Below are 20,908 nucleotides of genomic sequence, written 5' to 3'. Positions count from 1 at the left end.
GATGAATATACGCATTTTTGAAAATGAAGAAGATTTGAACGCCACAGGTGCTGGCCTCATTGCCAGCTTGTTGCAAACCAAACCACGGGCTGTATTGGGGCTTGCGACAGGAAGTTCTCCTGTAGGCATATATAAACAGCTTATCACGTTATATCAGAAGGGGCTTGTCAGCTTCTCACAGGCTTCTTCTTTTAATCTCGATGAGTATGTGGGACTTCCAACAGAGCATCGCGAAAGTTACCGCAGTTTTATGAATGAACAATTATTCAATCATATCGATGTAGATATTGCTAGAACGCAAGTGCCTGATGGTCAGGCTGCAGATCTGGAACAGGAATGTAATTCTTATGAACAACGGCTGGACGATCGTGGACCGGTAGACCTTCAACTGCTGGGCATTGGACATAATGGTCATATTGGCTTCAATGAACCGGGAACGGAGCTGACTGGACGAACGCATGTCGTGGATTTGAAAGAAGAGACGAGAAAGGCAAACGCACGCTTCTTTGACAGCATTGATGAAGTTCCGGCTCAGGCGATTACAATGGGTGTCGGTACCATTTTGAAAGCCAAACAGATTCTGCTCATTGCCCGTGGCGAGGAAAAAGCCGAGATTATTCGCGAAGCTTTTATGGGTCCAATCACAACGGCCTGTCCTGCATCGCTTTTGCAATGTCATCCAAATGTGGTGGTACTGCTGGACCGTGCAGCAGGGAGGCTGGTGAGATGACCGAGGTCAATAGCCGTGAACCTGGGAGCCAGCGTGATGAAAATATTTCTCTTCTTCGGGGCAAGCTGCTCCTTGCAGATGAATTATTGGAAGACGGTGTAATAGCCTGGAAGGATGGGGAAATCCTTTATGTTGGGATACCGGAAGGTCTTCCTGAACGGATTCGGAGCGAGGCTTTGCCGCTGTCAGTACCGGAACGTGGTCTCATTGTGCCTGGATTCATTGATATCCATGTGCATGGTGGGAACGGAGAAGACTTTATGGACGCAAGCCCGGAGGTCTTGGACAAGATCACTTCTTTCCATAGTACGCAGGGAACAACAGCGATGCTTGCGACTTCCATGACGGCTCCGAAGGAGCGACTGGATAACGTACTTGCTGAAGTGGACCGCTATCGTTCCGGTGAAATGCCATATGCACAGCTTGAGGGTGTGCACTTGGAAGGCCCGTTTTTCAGTCCGAAATGGCCTGGTGCCCAAAATCCGGAACATATCATTCTGCCTGATGTATCTTGGCTCGAAGCATGGGAGAAGCAATATCCTGGCCTGATCCGTCAAGTTACGTTGGCACCGGAACGTGAAGGTGCGCTGGAAGTCATTTCATGGCTGCGAGAACAACGGATTACAGCGGCACTCGGTCATACAGATGCGACCTATGAAGAGGTGGAACGGGCAGTGGAAGCAGGACTGCACCATGCAGTACATACGTTCAATGCCATGACACCGCTGCATCACCGGCTGCCGGGTGCTGCCGGAGCCGTGCTGAGTGATACACGCATCAGTGCTGAGGTAATTGCTGACGGCATTCATGTTCACCCTGCGGCAATATCGATCCTGGCTCAGCTGAAGCAACATGATGATCAACTCGTGTTGATCACGGATGCCATGTCTGCTGCGGGACTGGAAGACGGAGAATACAAGATCGGTGACCTACCCGTAATTGTGAAGCATGGCGAGGCCAGACTGAAGGACGGAGGCGCACTGGCGGGTAGCACGCTGACAATGATTCGCGGTTTCCGTTACCTGGTACAGGAAGTGGGCTTGAGTCTGAACGCTGCATCACGTGCAGCAAGTCTGACCCCGGCACGCCTGCTGGGCATTGATCACCGGACAGGTTCCCTGGCTCAAGGAAAACAGGCAGATATCGTTTTGCTGAATGCGGAGCTGGATATTGAGGGTGTGTGGGTGAAGGGCAGACGGATCGGTGAGTCATATTAGATATAGAAAATTAGTATCGTGCTAATAACTCTCATTTGTGTTGCATCGGTCTTCGGAGTTAAAACTTGGCTTTTATCTGTGTAGAGGCAACACCTTGCGCAATATGTTAAAATAGATCTCAAAAAGACGGGATCTGCGGATCACGCATAACGGAGGCGTGAAACATGGAACGTAACGCTATGCTCGAACATGATCCGTTCATCACAGTGTTGGCGGAGAAGTTGCACATACACGGATATTATGCCTTTTATGGCGAGCATTACAATGAGACCGATATGGAGCTGTACCGCAGGCATCTGTTCACATCATTCAGCAACATCGTATGGGTAGAGCTGGATGCACGCAAAAAGTATATGATTGTGGATCATCGTGGACGCAACACAGTCATGAAACTGATCGAGGGTATGCTGAATACACGTAGAACGCTGCGAGCAAATCAGGCAATGACAGGTACGGACACCTCTGGAGTCCAGCAGGAGATCGCACATTTATCCAAGCTAGTGCACATGCTGAAGTTCACAACATTCCGCACATAAGCGAAGTGTGATATGTAGGCTGTAATAAGCGGCGTGAGTAGTGCTAACGAATCTGTGAAGCCTTATTCCAATGATTTGGCAGTCATAGAAAATGTAACGAATCTCAGACACGCTATTTAATGCAATTTAACGATATTTCGTTACTTAAACATGTCTAAAGCGCAAATAAGATGTCTACGATTCGTTAGATTTTCAAACCTGCGAAATTTCAAGTAATAAGGTTTGTGAGGTTCTTTAGACGACAGTTGGCAATCTCGATGAAAGCTATGGATTGGACTTAGATAGTACACGAGTAAACGAAAGAGAGAGTCCTGTCATAGCTGACGGAACTCTCTCTATTTTCCTTATACAACGACTCTTCAGTTCAGCAACAACCATATTCACCCATTAACTCGTTCAACGGGGATGTAAGCTTCTGAAGCTAACTCATGTAGTAACTCATATCTTACTAACTTGGCACAATCCATAGAATTAAAATAACAAAGCTTCTAAAGATCACAAAGTTACTCACCGAATTCTATAGATATCTCCAAAGATCTATCCCCATCGACAGATCCATCCAACATTCCTTCATTCATCTAATGTCTGAATCCTCTATATAACTAGTTATCTAAACGAAGTCACAAAACTACTGAACAGCGTCCGAACATCATACTGATACTTATTGATCGGCTCAATTGGACGATTTTCTCCAAGTAAAGTGTATACCGCGATTCGTGCTGCTCGGACCGAATATTCTTCTGTGAATACCACGTCATCGGGAATCTCGCAGAATTGGCTGATGAAGGCCAGGTTGGTGGAGCCTTCAGGCACAACCTTCGGTCTGTCGCTGTTTAGTCTAGGCATGAATTGCGCTGTAATGTATGGCATCATACAAGGAATGCAGTTGGCGGTAGCCATGATGGCCTCTTGATTTTCCTGGAAATGAAGATGGCCGATCAACTCCTGCATAATCTCTTCCCCTGTACAGTCGCACATTCTTTTCTTCACGTAATCGCCCACGTTATCCGGGGATAATCCGTATCCCCAGAATACGTTGACATGCTCCGGCTGACCACGGAAGTGCGGCTGGAAGGCGAGAACGACAGACATGAACCAGCTGGAATCCTTGAAAGTAACCAGAGCACCGGTACCTGCCCGGTTGCGTGTGAATTTCTCCATCAGATCAAAGAAGACCGAATCCTGGAAGGTGACCGTAAACGATTCCCATTTGGACTCATCCACATGATCATTAAAAGAAGAAGGGTTGCCCAGCAACGGTTTCTTGGCGGCAATGTTCTCCCACAGCTTCCATGAGCTGCCCTTGCCATTCAGCTTTGGTGCGGAAGTCATGGAGCCGATATCGGCCCCTTCGGTCATCGAACCGTTTGTGACAATGACGAGATCACCTTCGAGGATGTCAATGACTTCCTCTTCACCTTCCCTGAGCACATGCATCCGACTTACCGTAATGCCGTCTCCGTCTTTGAAATCCAGATCGGTAACCGTACATTTCAGGGTGAAATCTACGCCAAACGGCTCCAGGTAGTTATGCAATGGCAGGATAATCGAGTCATATTGGTTGAACGGTGTGCGGGTGACACCTTCCAGCGTTTGAATTCTTGGGAATTCGTGAAAAAAGCGAAGCATGTATCTTTTGAATTCCACGGCGCTATGCCAAGGCTGGAAAGCGAAGGTGGTCGCCCACATATACCAGAAGTTTGTTTTGAAAAAATGAGGGCCAAACCAGTCGTTGATTCGCAATTTACCCAGCGTGTCTTCAGGAGTAATAATCAGTTTGCCCATCGCCAACCGGTCCGCCATATCAAAACCCATGGAGAGCACATCTTCGACCTTGCCGTCACGGTTGATGAGCCGGGCATTGGAATGTGTGGGATTGGCATCGTCAAATTCGGTGATTTCCTGTCGGACAGATATGCCCGGACGGTCGATGGAAGGGATGGAAGCCAGCAACTCCCACAGATTCTCATAGGCCTCGTCATTGAGCATCCGTCCGCCGCGGATGATATATCCTTGATCGGGATTACCAGCACCGTCATTGCTGCCGCCGAGAATCGGCATTTCTTCGATAATGTGAATGTGTTCTCCAGGAAAGCCACAATCTCTAACCAGATAAGCTGCACCCGCCAAAGATGCAATGCCGCCGCCTACAAAATAGACCTGTTTATTACCATGTTCTTTCTTCACGATCATTCGCCTCCAAAAGTTACTGTAATCACATCCCTAATGTAAACCTTGCAGGTTCCGTAAGGTATGATCAAAAGAAAGGGAGTGTCCAATTTTTGGTCACTTGTAGTAAAGTGTCTAAAACCTAGACATAGATCACATGTGAAAAAAGCCGCGCATCCTTAAGTGGATGGCAGCTTATTCTCATACCTGTGCAGTGCTCTCAGGACATTACCTTCGATTAGCTCACTGAGCTTCTCAATAATCTGTTTTGGCGGTTCTTGCATGTTGCCCCTCATCCATTGAATGATCAGCCCGGTGAAAGCCAGGGTATAAAAGTTGGCGACAAACTCTTTGTCTTCACCGCAGACCTTAATCCCACAGGCCAGCTCATCAATAACACCCATGATCAGATCATGGGTTACTTCATAGAGGTATACATCCAGGTGGGTACGCCCGAGCGAGTTGAGTGTGTTGCAGCAGAACGGTTTGTTGTTCTCGATGTAACAAAAGATTTTATAGAATCCGTCCGTCCATGTGCTGTAGCTTCGGTACTCCGTAAGACTCTCCACCGCTTCAGTCTGATAGATCCACCCAAGCAGCGCGTAAATATCCTGAAAATGATAATAAAAGGTTTGCCTGTTCACTCCGCAATTCTCCACCAGATGTTTGACCGTAATCTTGTTCAATGGAGTATGCTCCATCAGTGATTTAAGCGAGTGAGCCAGCGCATTTTTGGTCAGGTGAGAAGTAGACACAACATTCACCTCATCATTTTGGATTAGCTTGCCGGGGCGCAACAGCAGGTAAACACTCATGGCAAAAGTCCCGCGCCGAAGTCGCTGAACATAAGCAAGTCAAAACGCAGGAATCCCGAAAGACCCTCCCATCCACAAAACCCCTTTAGCTATCAACATCTTCGTTACCCGATCCACATCATACTCCATAAGGTTCATTCTAAGTACTGAATATCAATCGATTCAAATAAACATCTAAGGCCTTCGCTTGAGTTATCTCATCACAACTCCTTAAAAGTTAGCCGTCGTCTAAAACCAGTCACAATAAAGTAGCCCAGTCAGGGTAAAAGCTGAAACCTAGTGAAGGATACCGATCAATCTAAAAAAACGGCCGATAAGCCGTCGCGTATGTTATCTCCCATACACTAAACCATTAAAACCGAGACCTCGTCTATAAAATCAGTCATAGGAACAATGATAACGAAGTTATCGAGAAAAAATCGAAAAAGTGTTCAGTAGCCCATCCTTAAGGTAATCTATCACACTAACCCATCAAAGTGAGACCCAACCCTCTAAAGCACCATGATAAAGCTACAACGTAACGATCGCGACAAAATCAAAGAAACGGCCTATAGGGCTACCATGTTGTTATCACTAATACACTAACCTTTTTAAAAGTAAGCCTCCATCGTCTCCATCATAAAAAGCAACCATCAAAAAAACTACAATTTCATCAAAGAAACAAGAACCAAGAAACAAGAAACAAAATCAAAAAAACAAAAAAACAAAATAAATCAAAAAAACGACCCGAAGGCCGTCCTTTTGTTCTCCTAATTACACTAACCATTCAATAGTTAGGCTCAATCCTAAAATCAGTCATGCGAGAAGCTGCAACGTAATGAAGGGGACGAAATCGATTCTGAAGAAGCGGAGCGTTCGCCTTTATCGTCGGATTTTACCCTTTGAGAAGGGGAATCCAAAAAATCCGACGATAACAGCGATCTAAAGAACGATTCGGCCCCGGAACGTCCACTCAGCACGCTCTCATGATCTGGTTTTAAACACGATGATTACAAACTCTTCAGAAATTGAACAATCGTCAACAACCCTTTATCAAAGTTCTCCAGGTTGAAGTGCTCGTTCGGTGCATGAAGGTTCTCATCCGGCAAGCCAAAGCCCATCATAACAGCAGGGATTTCGAGTACACGTGAGAGTTTCTCAACAATCGGAATGGAGCCGCCATCTTTGGTAAAGAGGGCACGAACGCCATACACGTGCTCATACGCGTCTGCTGCTTTTTGCAGAATTGGATTGGAAGGATCGGTGTTGAAAGCAAAAGCTTTTTCGATCTGTTTCACATGCAGCGTTGCACCTGGTTGAACGTGAGCGCGCAGATGTGCTTCGATACGATCCAATACATGTTGTGGATCTTGATCCGCAACGAGGCGGCATGTAATTTTGGCATGAGCTTCCTTCGGAATAACCGTTTTGCTGCCTTCGCCCTGGAAACCACCCCATACGCCATTCAGTTCCAATGTTGGACGAGCGCCAACACGTTCCACGAACGAGTAACCTTCTTCACCGTACAATTGCTCCAACCCGAGGTCTTGACGAAGTTGTTCTTCATTGAAGCCCTGTTTCACAAATTCTTCTCTCATCTCAGGAGACAGTGGCAGTACGCCGTCGTAGAAACCATCTACACTTACACGGCCTTGCTCATCATGCAACGAAGCGAGCAAGGATACGAGTGCGTGCAGTGCGTTGGGTACACCGCCACCAAATGAACCGGAGTGCAAGTCGGTATTGGCTGTGTTCAGATCTACGTGAAGCGAGCAAAGGCCGCGCAGGCCTGTAGAGATCGCCGGTTTACCTTTTTCAAGCAAGGACGTATCCGAGATTAGTATCATGTCTGCACGCAGCTTGTCTGTATGTTCATTCAGATAGATGGGCAGGTTCGGGCTGGAGATTTCCTCTTCGCCTTCGATACAGAACTTGATATTAACTGGAAGTTCCTTGTTTTCGGCGAGAATGGCTTCAACTGCCTTGATATGTAGGAAGATCTGTCCTTTGTCATCCGTTGCACCACGGGCATACAGCTTGCCATCACGAACGGTAGGTTCGAAAGGAGGCGTGTCCCACAGATTAAGGGGGTCTACAGGTTGTACATCATAGTGTCCATAGATCAGAGCTGTCGGTTTGCCGGGTGCATGCAGGTGATCTGCATAGACAATCGGATGTCCAGCCGTTTGAATGACCTCTACGTTTTCCATGCCTGCACGTGTGAGCGCATCTGCTGCCCATTGTGCTGCACGATTAATATCCTCTTTATGCTCTGAAATGGCAGAGATACTTGGAATGGACAACCATTCATTCAATTCTGCCAGGTGTTTTTCTCTATTTTGTTCAAAATAAGTCTGTTCTTTCATTAAAAAGGCCTCCTTCATGTTTGCTATATCTCATTGTAATCCATTTTGTCATGTTAATAAAACATTGGTTAAAAAAATGATCGGTTACAGATCGTTTCATTCACCTGAGGATTGTGAGTATAATACAAGAAAAGGATTTCATCCATATATTCTCAGGGGAGTTGAGGAAGTTTCCATGACAGTCAGACCCGATGCAAGCAGGCAGGTGAGCAGCGATGGAACCGACTAGGAGCGATCGAATATTTGGCAGATTCAAGCGGTTATCCGATTTGAAGGCTGGAAGGCATAAAGGACGATTTTATCGAAACAGCCTCATGCTTATTTTACTCATTGCCAGCATTCCCGGACTAATCACAGGTATCGTCATGTATCAACAGGTTGTTGGCCGGATGGAAACCGAGTTCAATCAGATGCATCAGAACCAGATCGAGAACCGGGCACGCAATGTGGATGACCAGCTGGCTTATCTGGAGATGAACTTATCCCATTGGGCTTTTGAACCGAGGTTTGGCAATGCTTTGCGAACGCTGGATTTTGTGTATTATTTTAATGAGACGCAGGAGATTGTGACTACCTTATATGTATTACAAGGTTCCCATCCACTGATCAAGTCAGCACAGCTGTATTTACAAGAGCCTAAGCCAATCTTGTTTAATCGGGATTATACCGAATTGAACGATGAAGCGAAAGTACAAGCCTATGATCGATACCTTTCCATGGGGAACCACGTGTACTGGACAGATTGGGTTTCCAGCATCAACAGTGATACCGAACCTTCGACCAACGATAGTCCACTGCATACGGATGCAGGCAATGCACTGGTTCTAGTACATAAGATACCGGGGGAGAGCATTAATCCGTTTGGTGCACTGATCATCACGCTGGATAACGAGAAAGTCGCCAGTTTATTGAAAACGCTTACTCCATACGACGAAGGGTTAACGTTCCTCATGGATCAGGAAGGAAACACACTGGTTACCGGTAATCCGGGAACGGCGGGAGAGACTTCTGCTTTTGAGCAGCAGCTAAAAGAAGAAGTAGCCCTGCATGCGGGCAGCCGCTCATTCCTGTTCCGATATGAGGATCAGACCTATTCTGTCTCATACGGTTCATTGAGCCGGATCGATTCAGACTGGACTTATGTCTCCGCAGCACCTCTGACCTCAGTCACTTCGCCAGTCAAGCTGGTATCCAAAATCATCGTCATTGCGAGTGCAGGCAGTCTCATCCTGGGATTATTGTTATCCTGGTTTGCTTCCCGCCGCATCTATTCGCCTGTAGCACGGATGCTGCATCTGCTTACGCCTGGCAGAACCGAAACAACACCAACGGATGCCAAGCTGGATGAGTTTGAGCTGCTGGAGCAACAGTGGAACGAACTGACCTCCCGCAGTGTTACGGCACATCGCCAATTGCAAGAGCAGCTTCCCCATCTACGCGATAGCTTTGTTTTACAACTTGTCCAGGGCCATCTATACGCCTATAACGAGCAGGATCTCCAGCAGCGCATGCGTCATCTCGGATTTGAACTGGAGGGCCAGCAGTATTTGCTGGTGCAGATGTATTTTACGGGGTACGAGCAGCTGCAAGGCAGATTTGGAAGCCAAGACACGGGATTAGTCACCTTTGCAGCAGTGAATATTACACAGGAAGTTGCGAAAAATTATTTCAGGCAGATCAGTGTCATGAACTTCCATGACCTGTCTTCCGCCATGCTTGTGATCGCTCCCCAGGACGAACCTGTGAAGTCACAAGCGCTGTTATGGGGACGGGAACTGGTGGAGGTCATTGGACGTACGCTCAAAATGAAGGTGACCTTGATGGTCAGTCGCCCGGCAGCTTCACTTCAGGAACTGCCCGGACGATTCGTCGAGATGGAACAGGCCGTGGCTTATCGCAGTGTGGAGGAAGGAAGTCAGATTCTCGATCTGGAGGATGAGGCGTGTTTCTGCAGAAATGAAGCGGCTTCCTATCCGCTTGGGCTGGAACGGGAGTTGTTACAGGCGGTCAGGCTGGGCAAACAAACCGAAGCGGAACGTGTGCTGGAACAATTCATGAGTGAAATTACGCGGACGGGCAGTACCGAATTTCAGGTGCAACAGATGATGCTTCAATTGCTCGGTAGCATTCAGCACATGATGCTGCAAACGGGAGTCACACCTTATAAGCTGTTTGGTGGTAGCAACATGTATGAGCGCTTATCCGGTATTCGTGAACCTATACAGATGAGACAATGGATGATGAATGAGGTATTCATACCTTATATACAAGAGGTTGAGGTACGATCGCAGGAACCGCTGAAACTGGTGGTGGAACGAACGATGTTGTATATCGATACACATTACCGCAGCGACATTTCGCTGGAGAATTGTGCTGACGAGGAGCAGATGACACCCTATGCACTGAGTAAGGCTTTCAAACAGGTATCGGGCATCAACTTTATTGATTATTTGACACGTGTGAGAATGGATGCGGCGAAGCAATTGTTGCGGGAGACAACGATGAAAATCAATGATGTTGCAGCGGCTGTGGGATATCAGCACAGTTATTTTAATCGGATCTTCAAGAAACAGGAGGGAGTTACCCCGAGTCAGTATCGCGATCAATGGTTTGGACAATAACCTTTTATATCTTTGTCATTTCAGACCGGCATTCGGCTTTAGCGGATGCCGGTTTTTTCTTTTTTTTACCGTGATACAAAGAAGGATAAACCCGCAAAAATGTGCAATTCTACCCGCTACGTTATGTGCAATTTCTTGTGAAAATGGCGTTATAGCGGGCTTTTCGGCCATCATGTCGTAGCAATGCAAAAAATGAAGGTTGCCGGAAACCAGGCGTCTGTATAGTCTGAATAACAGGTTAATTGATAACGCTTACATAGTTGAGGGAGGGGAGACATGATGAACGGGAAGACGGACTGGAATACCAACGGCACTGCAACTGCTCAAGCGGATATGGCAACAAGACCATTAAAACAGGAGTCCAATTGGAAAAGACAGATCAAACGAAACAAATGGTTATATGTGCTTGTGCTTCCCGGCTTTTTGTACTTTGTCATCTTTAAATACTTGCCCATGTGGGGGATCATCATTGCCTTTCAGGACTACCAGCCTTTCCTGGGCATCCGGGAGAGTAACTGGGTAGGGCTAGAGAACTTTACGAACTTCTTCTCCAATCCGGACTTCTTCCGACTATTACGCAATACGCTGGTCCTTGCCCTGTATGATCTCATCTTCTTTTTCCCGGCACCAATCATTATCGCTTTGTTATTAAATGAAATTCGGGTCGCTTTCTTCAAAAGAACGATTCAAACGCTGGTCTATGTACCCCATTTTGTATCGATGGTTATTATCGCGAGTATCACGTACGTGTTCCTGACCCCGCAGGGGGGGGTGTTATACGACCTGATCGCCTGGATTACAGGCAAGCCCATTGATGTACTCTCCAGCCCGGGTTCGTTCCGCCCGCTTATTATTGTTCAGATGATGTGGAAGGAGATGGGATGGGGCACAATTATCTTCTTGGCAGCCCTCGCAGGTGTCGATACGGAGCAATATGAAGCCTCCATTGTGGATGGCGCAGGACGATTACGGCGGATGTGGCATATCACGCTTCCAGCCATTCGTACGACCATAGTCATTTTGCTCATTCTCAGATTGGGGAACTTCCTCGATACCGGATTTGAGCAGATCTATCTGATGACCAACTCCCTCAACCGGGATGTCGCAGACGTCTTTGATACGTATGTGTATACGGTGGGGATCACGCAAGGTGCATTCAGTTACAGTACCGCTGTGGGACTATTCAAGTCTGTGGTGGGGATTATTCTGGTGCTTGGCAGTAATAAACTTGCGAAAAAATTCGGCCATCCCGGAATTTATTAAGGAGGAGCGCCCATGAACAGCCGTCTATACAACAGCCCTGCCGGCAAGGTATTTGATATCTTCAATTACGTCATGCTGGGGATTCTGGGCATATTAACCGTCCTTCCGTTCCTGTATATTATAGGGAATTCTTTCGCAACGGAAGCCGAGATCACCGAACGTAGTTTTTTCCTCATTCCGAAGGTGTTTTCCTTCAGCGCGTATGAGTATATCTTTTCATCGTCCACGATCTTTCGCAGCATTGGTGTTTCCATTTTCATCACGGTGGCAGGTACACTGGTCAATCTGTTCTTCACTCTAACGATGGCCTATCCACTATCCAGAAGTGACTTCTGGGGTCGTAACGTCATGATGAACATGGTGATTTTCTCGATGTTATTTGGTGGTGGCATGATTCCAACGTACCTCGTCATTCGTGGACTGGGACTGCTCGATTCTTACTGGGCCCTTATGCTTCCTGGCGCGATCAGCGCTTTTAACTTAATAGTTGTCAAAAACTTTTTTCAGCAAATGCCGCCCGGGCTGGAGGAAGCGGCCCGCATCGACGGCTGTTCAGATCTCGGGGTGCTGTGGCGAATTGTTCTGCCTTTATCAAAGCCAGTCATTGCCACGTTTGCCTTGTTCTACGCCGTAGGCCACTGGAACAATTTTTTCTCGGCACTTCTGTACATTTCCGACAGTGACAAATGGCCGCTGCAAGTCATGCTGAGACAGATCGTGTTACTTTCGCAAGCCAGTGTCGGAGATATGGCTAACATGGACCCCAATTTTGTGCAGCCACCAGAGCAGTCAATCAAAATGGCGGTGATCGTTGTAGGTACCATTCCGATTTTGCTGGTGTATCCGTTTTTGCAGAAGCATTTTGCCAAAGGTGTCATGTTAGGTTCAATCAAAGGTTAAAGCCAAGGGGGAGAACGTATGGGACAAAAAACGGAATTCAAAAAAGGTGCACTGCTACTCTCTGCGTCACTGGTATTGAGTACAATTCTGGGAGCATGCTCCACGGATAAAACAGGTTCAGGGAGCGCTGCCGGTGGCACAGACGAAATTACCATTATGCTGCCGAACTTTGAAGCGGAGAATCCGCCGGAGAACAGCCCGGTCATCCAGAAGCTTGAAGAACTGACCAAGGTGGATGTGAACCTGCAGTGGGTGCCAAGCAGCTCGTACGAAGACAAATTTAACATCACACTGGCTTCAGGAAAGCTGCCTCAGATTATGGTGGTGTTAGGGAAGTCTCCAAGTTTTATTAATGCAGCACGAACCGGAGCATTCTGGGAGCTTGGTCCTTATCTGAAAGATTATCCGAATCTGAGTCAACTGAATGAAATCATCACCAACAATGCATCAATCGATGGCAAAACCTATGGGATCTACCGGGCACGCGCCTTAGGACGTAATGGGGTCACAATCCGCAAAGATTGGCTTGAGAAGTTGGGTCTGGAAGAGCCGAAGACGATTGATGAATTTTACAATGTATTGAAAGCGTTCACGAAAGATGATCCTGACGGTAACGGCAAGGATGATACGTATGGTCTGGTTGCCAGCAAGTTCACGGGCCCATGGGATAACATGCAGGTATGGTTCGGTGCACCCAACAAATGGGGAGATGATGGCAGCGGAGGCCTGATCCCGGCGCATGAGACACCAGAATACATGGAAGCTCTGAAATTTTTCCGTCAAATTTATAGTGAAGGTCTGGTCAACAAGGACTTTGCCGTGATGGATGCAACGAAACTGCCTGATCCTTTTGTGAATGGTCAAGCAGGTGTCATGGTGGATGTAGCAGATAATGCACAGCGCATGGATCAGAAAATACTCGATAAAGACCCCAATGCGACAGGACGTGTGGATGTGCTGCAAGCGATGGAAGGTCCAAAGGGATTGCGTGATATGCCAACGTCCGGTTACTCAGGCCTGATTGCCATTTCCAAAAGCAGTGTCAAAACGGAAGAAGACCTGAAGAAGGTACTGAGCTTTCTGGATCAGCTGAATGAACCGGAGTTGCAGGCATTGTTGTACAACGGAATGGAAGGCAAGCAGTATGAGAAAAAAGAAGACTACATCATACCGAGCACTGACAAGCTTGCGCTCCGCGACCTGCAGGGTTTAAATCAGATTTTGATGTTTGTGCCGGAGGACAGAACGCTTCGTGTCCAACAGACACCTGTCCGTGAAAAGGTTGCACAGGTGCAGAAAGCCAACGAAGAGATTGTCATTGCCAATCCTGGCGAACCGCTGATCTCTGATGTTTACGCTCAGAAAGGACCACAGCTGGACAATATCATCAACGATGCACGGATCAAATATATCGTAGGTCAGATTGATGAGAAAGGATTCGAAGATGCTGTTGCCCTTTGGAAGAATAATGGCGGAGACGATTATGTGAAAGAAGTTAATGAACTGTATGCTGCACTGAAGTAGTCTTATAAGCCAAAGCCCGGTAGCCGTGCCTTCAGTGTAGGGGAAACAGCCGGGCTTTCCTTATCGCTGTAATGGCTTGATTCGCGAACAAAATTTCATCCAACTTTCTGGAAATTATGACTTCCTGAATATGGTTTTTGATGTATAATCAAAACAAAACAAACCTATATGAACTGAAATGAACGTTATTGGTAAAGCTGGACACCACACACTCTTGGACACGCAGGGAGGAAGGCAACATGTGGAACGGGGATGCTTTTGAAAATCCCGAGGCGCAGTACCGGGTTCATCCCTTTTGGTTCTGGAACGGGGATATGGAAGAAGAACAGATAAAGCGGCAAGTGGCTGAGATGGCGGCGCAAGGTGTAGGTGGATTCTTCATCTGTCCACGTCAGGGACTGCAAATTCCCTATCTGTCGGAAGCGTGGTTTGATAAGGTGCGGATTGCAGTGGAAGCGGCGGCTGCTCACGGCATGCAAGTATGGTTATATGACGAATATCCATATCCAAGTGGGATGGCTGGTGGGGAAGTGACCCTTGATTTCCCTGAAGCGAAGCAGCGACAGCTCGTACATCATCAGTTGGTGGTTCAGGGCGGAGAAGCTGTGGATCTGGAGTTACCATGGGGACGAGTCTTGGTTGCCAAGGCGATTCCCAAGGATGAACAGGGCAACCGGTTGTGGCATGAATCCATTGACTTGCGCAGCAAAATCGGTAATATCCAGACCGATCAGGTGTATCAGGAGACCGGACTCACATCGTATAACCGCAAGCGGTTCTTCACCTACCGAACAGCGTTCCGCTTGTTGTGGGATGTTCCCCCGGGTGATTGGGAGTTGATTATATTTCAGGAAATGGAGATCGATGATTTCAAATATTACGGCAACTTTGTTGATCCTTGCCACAAGGAAGCGATGAGTAGATTTATTGAACTGACACATGAGCGTTATAAGTCAGCGGTTGGAGATCAATTTGAAAGCGTAATCAAAGGCATGTTCTCGGATGAGATTGCACCGCTGGGTCGTATCCCCTGGTCGCAACAGCTTCCCCGTTATTTCAGCGAGCGTTGTGGTTATAGTCTGATCGATTCGCTACCGGCGCTGTTATATGGTGATGTTCCGGACGCGCATCGTATTCGGTATGACTATTACCAGTCACTGCACCTGCTTCTCAGGGAGTCCTATCACAAACAGGTGCATGATTGGTGTGAGGAAGCAGGAATCCAGTACGCGGCAGAGGTGCCTGGCGTACGGATGACCACCCAGTTGTTCAGTCATATGCCAGGTGGTGATTCGGCCCATGAGAAAATTGGACGATCCTTATCGTGGATTCTGGAACGATATGGTCAAAAGATGCGTGACAATCCCAAGATGGTCAGTTCGCTTGCCCGGCAATTGGGCCGAAGCCGCAATCTGATTGAATGTTTTCATAGTGTAGGCTGGTCGATGACGCTACAGGATGCGAAATGGATGATTGATCGAATGGCCGCCATGGGCACTAATTTCTATAACTTTCACGCCTTTTTCTATACGATTGGTGGGCTTGCGAAGCATGACGCACCACCGTCTCAATTTTTGCAGAATCCCTACTGGAAGCATTTCCGGCAGTTAGGGGATTACACCGGACGGTTGAGCTATCTCATGAGCACCGGAACAGCAGACATTCGTATTGCCGTGCTTGACCCAACGACGACATTCTGGAGTCTGATGGGTAATCCGCTGCATGGATTTGAGTATAGCGGCGAGGACGAATCAGAACGGGTGCAACTGGAGCGTCTGACGAAGGACTGGATGCGGATTACTACCCATCTGCTCGAAAACAGACGGGACTATGATCACCTTGACCCCGAATTGTTGGTTGAAGCTGACTTAACGGATGGCATCATTCAGCTTGGCGTTGCCCGTTATGACGTATTGATTCTGCCACCGATGCTGAATCTGGAGGCCGCGGCCTGGAAACAGGTGAAGCGATTTGTTCGGCAGGGAGGAACTGTCATCTCTGTTGGGATGCCTCCGCATATTGCGATTCAGCCGGGAAGTCCGGAGGGAGATGAAGCTGCCCAGTTCTTTGGTGCGGGCGAGCAGCCGGAAGAGGTGTACTGGGGCCGTAACGTGACAACAGATCACGATAACCGTGAAACCATGTGGCATCAGGGTGAGGGGAATGCTTATTTTCTACCCGCAGGAACGGGGCAAGGAGATGACTTTTCGCTGGAGCTAATCTCTCTCCTGCTCGATCAGGAATTGCCGGAACCCATCTGCTGGATCATGGAGGAGGAAAGTGCCTCCCTGCTGATGCACACCCGTGAATTGTCGGCTGGGGAGCATATGGTTTTTTTGACCAATCAGGAGGGTCAGGAACTGAAGGGACAATTGAAGCTGGTCACCAGACAGTTGTGGGATGGAACGGAGCTGACAGAGGGTGCTTGTCTGGTGGTAGAACGACTCGATCTGGAGACAGGGCAGCTTCAGACATTGCCGTATACGAGCAGTGGTGGGGAATGGTGCATTTCACTAACACTGGCGCCTTATGAAGCGCATGCTGTACGCCTTACTTTACAACCTGCGAAGGAAGAGGCATTAACAACGAAGGTGGATGTAGCAGACAAAACGGGTTCGGCGTTCGTAACGGATGTATTGGCAGGAGCTAATCAAGCCTGTAAGATCATGGTCCCTTCGGAAGGGCCATGGCGACTCGAAACGGTGCAGCCTAACATTTTGCGAATGGGACAATTCCATCTTCAGGCTTCCAATGTTAATAGTGTGATTCTGGAAAGCCAGCATGTAGCTGTAAAACCGTTTATTGATCAGGCGGCAGAATTATCGGAGCAGCAGCATCTGCCAGTCCAGTTTAATCAGGTATTTGGCACACCGAAAAAGGCATCCGTTGCTTACCCGATCGAGTGCCGTTATACGACCACATTTGAACTGAGAACGGCATTGCCTGCATGCCTTTTATTCATGGACAGAGCGGCGATCTCGGGCACTTGGTCCATGGAGATTAATGGGCAACCACTTGGAAAAGAACAGTTCGATCCAATCGAAATAACCGATCACAATAACATCGCTTGTGACATTACGGAGCTGCTGCATAGCGGTCTCAACGAAATGACGGTGATTGTGCAGGTAACCAAAGATGAGGATGGTATCGTGGATCCCCTGTATCTACAGGGAAGATTCGGCGTGGAGTTCCATCATGAAGGCATGGCTTCGCTTGTGCGGGAATCGGATACGGCCCTTCGTATCGGACCTGAACCGCAGCTGCTGTATCCCCATTTTGCCGGGGAAATGAGTTATAAACGCACGTTCTGGCTGGATGAGTCAGGGGAAGATATTACCTCGTTTGAACTGGAATTTAGCGATTGGCGTGTGCAGGATGTGACGGAAGTGCGGGTGAACGGACATAGTCTGGGTGTGAGATGCTGGTCTCCGTATCGTTGGAAGGGAGAGACCTCCTGGTTGCGTCCGGGAGACAACGACATTGAAGTGCGGATTACCAACACATTGATCGGCCTGCTGGAAGGTACGTATTTTGATTCGGAACATCATCGATTACAGGATGCAGGTCATGTACCTGTTGAAGAATTGGGATAAAGGAGTGGAAGTAAGGGATGGGACATCGTATTCAGTTTGACCGCTATCCAGGTGGTGTGATGAAAGCGTTAACGCTCAGTTATGACGATGGAGTGGTGCATGATCGCAGACTGGTGGAAATCTGTAATCGGTATGGCCTGCGGGGAACCTTTAATCTGAACTCCGGTACCCTGGGTACTCCAGGCCGCATTGAGGCTGGGGAAGTCGCTGAACTTTATACGGGACATGAAGTAGCCGTTCACACGGTTACTCACCCTACGCTGCCTTATGTTCCGAATGAACTATTGACCGAAGAGATTATCGAAGACCGAAAAGCATTGGAGCAGGTTGTCGGTTATCCTGTACGAGGCATGGCTTATCCCAACGGAGGGTACGACCGTGCGTTAAGTACAAAGCTGGAGTGGCTTGGCATTGATTATGCCCGTACCGTTGAATCACATGGCAGATACACGTTGCCAGATCGGCCGCTTGAATGGCACCCGACCTGTCATCATAACCATGATCTGGCGGGGCATGCCAAACGTTTTATCCAACATTCCAAAACAGGTACGCCACTATTACTCTACGTCTGGGGTCACAGTTATGAGTTCAATGACAACGACAATTGGGAGATCATCGAACAGTTTGGTGAGCAAATTGGCGGCAGGGACGATATCTGGTATGCCACGAACATCGAAGTGATTGCCTATTGGAAAGCGGTGCAACGATTGGAGTGTTCAGCAGATCGCTCCATCATCCATAATCCGTCTGCCATCCCGGTTTGGTTCACGGCAGATCAGCAGGTTGTTGAAGTGCAGGGCGGAGAGACATTGCGGCTAAGCGAACGAATCAAGGTATAAGGGAAGGGAGCTGACGATCATTCGTTATTTTCATGAGAACGAGGCGATTGCAGGCAAGGTGTACGATTCAATTCCGGATATATTAAATACGGTGGCTCAGCGTTATATTGGCGATCATCCGAAACATTCCTTTTTGTTCAGAGCCTATCATCAGGGAGGTGTTCGTAGACGTGGGGACTACCGCTACGACCTGAATCTGAATGAGAAATGCGTAGAGGCGCATGCAGGGCAATACGTGTATGTATGGGGCAAGTTATGGAGCGAGCAGAATGCAACGTTAAATACGGGCCTGAACTGTTATAGTCCGGTGACGATTTACGTGAACGGTGTAGAGGTATTCAAGTCTGAGCTGTTGCAGGAATTATTTCCCGAGCGAAGAACCCAGATTCCGATTTCCGTGAACTATGGCTGGAATGATGTATTGCTGTGTTTTGTCAAAACAGAAGTGGGATTCGGCGGTATCTACGGAACAGCCTCGTTCAAAAATTTCCCGCTGCACTTCCTCACTCCTGGGGCAGATCGTCAAGGTCAGGAGGGCTGGTTATATTCGGAACCCGTCGATGAACCTGTAGTATCTCTTCCTCGTGACGGCATGACAGAAGAAGAAACGGGTCTTACCTGGTATCCGCGCAGGGGCTGGACAGATGAGGAGCAGAGCATGGGTTCTTTTGCCCGCATCTTTGGTACAGAAAAGCCAGCTGTTGCCTACGCCTGGTCCAGATTGGATGTAACTTTGCCAGGAACATCACCAGTTATTTTAAAAGGTCGTCATGATGGAGCTTTGACTCTGTATGTGGATGGCACGGAAGTATACTCTGCTGGAAGCAGCGGTAATTTCCGCGTTGAACTTCCTCGCCGTTACGGTACATCCGATCTGGTGGCGAAAGGTGAAATCCAGGCAGTTGGCGGCTCATGGGGATTCACGTTGGAAGATGCCGAGAGCTCGGATTCCAAAGGCTGGAGACTGAAATCGCCTCATCCGGTTGCGGGATGCTCTGACCCCTGGCTGTACACGGGTGTGTTTGCTCCCGGTGCTGCTGAACCATCGCATGCCGACATCGTGCGAACAGATACCGTATTTGATGATGGCGCACAAGGTGTGTATTGGCGGGTAGATCTTCCCGACACCCATGTTCGTCCCTATCTGGAAAATACACATTACGGAAAGTGGAATTATCCGCTCGGCGTTACCCTGCTTGGACTACTCCAGACGGGACAGGAATTGGGACGGGATGATTACATTCAGTACGTGCGGCAACATATTGAACTGAGTACTTCATTTGACCGCTATGGTCTGTGGGATCGGGAAGGGTACGGTGCTGCAGGGATTAATAATCAGCTGTCTGCCATCGACAGTCTGGATGATTGCGGTTCGTTTGGGTCTACGCTACTTGCTGCGATGGAGTTGGGTGATATTCGTGGGGGAAGAGATACTGCGGATCGGATTGCGGGCTACATTACGGATGAGCAGGAACGTTTGGAGGATGGTGCCTTTTACCGGGTTCGCGGCAGTGGAGAGATGCGTCAGGAAACGATGTGGTGTGATGACTTGTACATGAGTACACCTTTTCTGATGCGTTACGGTCAGTTAACAGGCGATGGGACGTACTGGGATGATGCGGTTAATCAGTTCCTGATGTTCCGTAAATACCTCTATCTTCCCGAACAACAGATCATGTCCCATGTGTATGATTTTGTGCGTGGTCGGGCGACAGGTATTCCATGGGGACGGGGGAACGGCTGGGTGCTATTTTCATTAACCGAATTGTTATCCATCCTGCCACATGATCATGTGAAACGGTCGGAACTATTACGGTTCTATCGTGATTTAAGTGAAGGTTATCTGGCGCTGCAAGGGGAAAATGGACTATGGCATCAGGTGCTGAACCGCCCAGATTCGTATGAAGAAACCTCCTGCACATCCATGTTCATCTACGCTTATGCCCGTGGTATTCGGGAAGGCTGGCTGGAACAGCCAGAGTCTTATCTGGAGGCAGTGCGCAGAGGATGGGAAGGCATAACGCGCTTGTCGATTGATTATAAAGGCAATATATATGGGGTATGCCGGGGCTCCGGGTACTCGTTTACCGCCTTGTATTATCGCGATGATCTGGGATGGAATCTGAACGATACCCATGGGATTGGCATTGTGCTCTTGGCAGGCATTGAAGTGCATAAAATGAACCAGCAGCTCCGTGAGGCGCATATCGATTCTTCGGTTACAGCCGCGCAGCGCTGATGTTTGACACAACGAAACGGCTGTATGTGGATAGCCTTCTATAGATAGATTACCAGCTAAAGAAAGCGGCAATGCCCTTAGGCTTGCCGCTTTTAGTTTGTTTCCAATATCGAATCC

13 protein-coding genes are annotated in these 20,908 nt (G+C 48.2%); 10 read left to right on the top strand and 3 right to left on the bottom strand.

Annotation, left to right across the window (positions count from 1 at the left end; all coding sequences use genetic code 11):
• Window position 1 precedes the first annotated feature (1 nt).
• From nagB to MHH25_RS24250, 3 genes are all read left to right on the top strand, one after another.
• Window positions 2-730, top strand: coding sequence for a glucosamine-6-phosphate deaminase (gene nagB, locus MHH25_RS24260; protein ID WP_076319846.1), 729 nt, complete (start codon window positions 2-4; stop codon window positions 728-730).
• A complete protein-coding gene (nagA, locus tag MHH25_RS24255) occupies window positions 727-1,947 on the top strand; it encodes an N-acetylglucosamine-6-phosphate deacetylase (protein WP_340018361.1) in 1,221 nt (406 codons plus the stop codon). The genes nagB and nagA overlap by 4 nt, the downstream gene beginning before the upstream one ends.
• A gap of 164 nt (window positions 1,948-2,111) precedes the next feature.
• Window positions 2,112-2,483: a hypothetical protein gene (locus MHH25_RS24250; RefSeq protein WP_340018360.1), complete on the top strand. Its 372-nt coding sequence runs from the start codon at window positions 2,112-2,114 to the stop codon at window positions 2,481-2,483.
• Between the two features lie 606 nt (window positions 2,484-3,089).
• On the opposite strand, the gene MHH25_RS24245 is transcribed toward MHH25_RS24250, so the two are convergent.
• The 3 genes from MHH25_RS24245 to MHH25_RS24235 form a co-directional block, all read right to left on the bottom strand.
• Window positions 3,090-4,676 carry an oleate hydratase gene (locus tag MHH25_RS24245; RefSeq protein WP_340018359.1) on the bottom strand — a complete coding sequence of 529 codons (1,587 nt, stop codon included), beginning with the start codon at window positions 4,674-4,676 and terminating at the stop codon, window positions 3,090-3,092.
• A gap of 155 nt (window positions 4,677-4,831) precedes the next feature.
• The gene (locus tag MHH25_RS24240) at window positions 4,832-5,407 is read right to left on the bottom strand and encodes a TetR/AcrR family transcriptional regulator C-terminal domain-containing protein (RefSeq protein WP_340018358.1); all 576 of its coding nucleotides are present in this window, start codon (window positions 5,405-5,407) and stop codon (window positions 4,832-4,834) included.
• A 1,049-nt stretch (window positions 5,408-6,456) separates the two neighbouring features.
• A complete protein-coding gene (locus MHH25_RS24235) occupies window positions 6,457-7,812 on the bottom strand; it encodes a dipeptidase (RefSeq protein WP_340018357.1) in 1,356 nt (451 codons plus the stop codon).
• 215 nt (window positions 7,813-8,027) lie between these two features.
• Between MHH25_RS24235 and MHH25_RS24230 the strand changes: the two genes are divergently transcribed.
• From MHH25_RS24230 to MHH25_RS24200, 7 genes are all read left to right on the top strand, one after another.
• Complete coding sequence (locus MHH25_RS24230) at window positions 8,028-10,433, top strand: AraC family transcriptional regulator (protein ID WP_340018356.1); 2,406 nt, start codon at window positions 8,028-8,030, stop codon at window positions 10,431-10,433.
• A gap of 333 nt (window positions 10,434-10,766) precedes the next feature.
• Window positions 10,767-11,696 carry a sugar ABC transporter permease gene (locus MHH25_RS24225; RefSeq protein WP_026081491.1) on the top strand — a complete coding sequence of 310 codons (930 nt, stop codon included), beginning with the start codon at window positions 10,767-10,769 and terminating at the stop codon, window positions 11,694-11,696.
• A gap of 12 nt (window positions 11,697-11,708) precedes the next feature.
• On the top strand, window positions 11,709-12,596 hold the full coding sequence (locus MHH25_RS24220; protein WP_017692544.1) for a carbohydrate ABC transporter permease: 888 nt from the start codon (window positions 11,709-11,711) through the stop codon (window positions 12,594-12,596).
• An 18-nt stretch (window positions 12,597-12,614) separates the two neighbouring features.
• The gene (locus tag MHH25_RS24215; RefSeq protein ID WP_340018355.1) at window positions 12,615-14,120 is read left to right on the top strand and encodes an extracellular solute-binding protein; all 1,506 of its coding nucleotides are present in this window, start codon (window positions 12,615-12,617) and stop codon (window positions 14,118-14,120) included.
• Between the two features lie 239 nt (window positions 14,121-14,359).
• Entirely contained in the window at window positions 14,360-17,713 is a 3,354-nt protein-coding gene (locus MHH25_RS24210) for a glycosyl hydrolase (RefSeq protein WP_340018354.1), read from the top strand.
• A 17-nt stretch (window positions 17,714-17,730) separates the two neighbouring features.
• On the top strand, window positions 17,731-18,552 hold the full coding sequence (locus tag MHH25_RS24205) for a polysaccharide deacetylase family protein (RefSeq protein ID WP_340018353.1): 822 nt from the start codon (window positions 17,731-17,733) through the stop codon (window positions 18,550-18,552).
• Window positions 18,553-18,610: 58 nt separating this feature from the next.
• Window positions 18,611-20,791: a glycoside hydrolase family 88 protein gene (locus MHH25_RS24200; RefSeq protein ID WP_340018352.1), complete on the top strand. Its 2,181-nt coding sequence runs from the start codon at window positions 18,611-18,613 to the stop codon at window positions 20,789-20,791.
• The last annotated feature ends 117 nt before the right edge of the window (window positions 20,792-20,908 follow it).

This window comes from Paenibacillus sp. FSL H3-0457, assembly GCF_037981725.1.
In the GTDB taxonomy this organism is placed as follows: Bacteria; Bacillota; Bacilli; order Paenibacillales; family Paenibacillaceae; genus Paenibacillus; species Paenibacillus amylolyticus.
This window is presented reverse-complemented; position numbering and strand designations above follow the sequence as displayed.

Excerpts from the sequence above, each read along its gene's own strand:
- MHH25_RS24225 (WP_026081491.1), top strand. The coding sequence starts at position 10,767 with ATGGCAACAAGACCATTAAAACAGGAGTCCAATTGGAAAAGACAGATC.
- nagB (WP_076319846.1), top strand. The coding sequence starts at position 2 with ATGAATATACGCATTTTTGAAAATGAAGAAGATTTGAACGCCACAGGT.
- MHH25_RS24235 (WP_340018357.1), bottom strand. The coding sequence starts at position 7,812 with ATGAAAGAACAGACTTATTTTGAACAAAATAGAGAAAAACACCTGGCA.
- MHH25_RS24230 (WP_340018356.1), top strand. The coding sequence starts at position 8,028 with ATGGAACCGACTAGGAGCGATCGAATATTTGGCAGATTCAAGCGGTTA.
- MHH25_RS24215 (WP_340018355.1), top strand. The coding sequence starts at position 12,615 with ATGGGACAAAAAACGGAATTCAAAAAAGGTGCACTGCTACTCTCTGCG.
- MHH25_RS24245 (WP_340018359.1), bottom strand. The coding sequence starts at position 4,676 with ATGATCGTGAAGAAAGAACATGGTAATAAACAGGTCTATTTTGTAGGC.
- MHH25_RS24250 (WP_340018360.1), top strand. The coding sequence starts at position 2,112 with ATGGAACGTAACGCTATGCTCGAACATGATCCGTTCATCACAGTGTTG.
- MHH25_RS24220 (WP_017692544.1), top strand. The coding sequence starts at position 11,709 with ATGAACAGCCGTCTATACAACAGCCCTGCCGGCAAGGTATTTGATATC.
- nagA (WP_340018361.1), top strand. The coding sequence starts at position 727 with ATGACCGAGGTCAATAGCCGTGAACCTGGGAGCCAGCGTGATGAAAAT.
- MHH25_RS24210 (WP_340018354.1), top strand. The coding sequence starts at position 14,360 with ATGTGGAACGGGGATGCTTTTGAAAATCCCGAGGCGCAGTACCGGGTT.
- MHH25_RS24205 (WP_340018353.1), top strand. The coding sequence starts at position 17,731 with ATGGGACATCGTATTCAGTTTGACCGCTATCCAGGTGGTGTGATGAAA.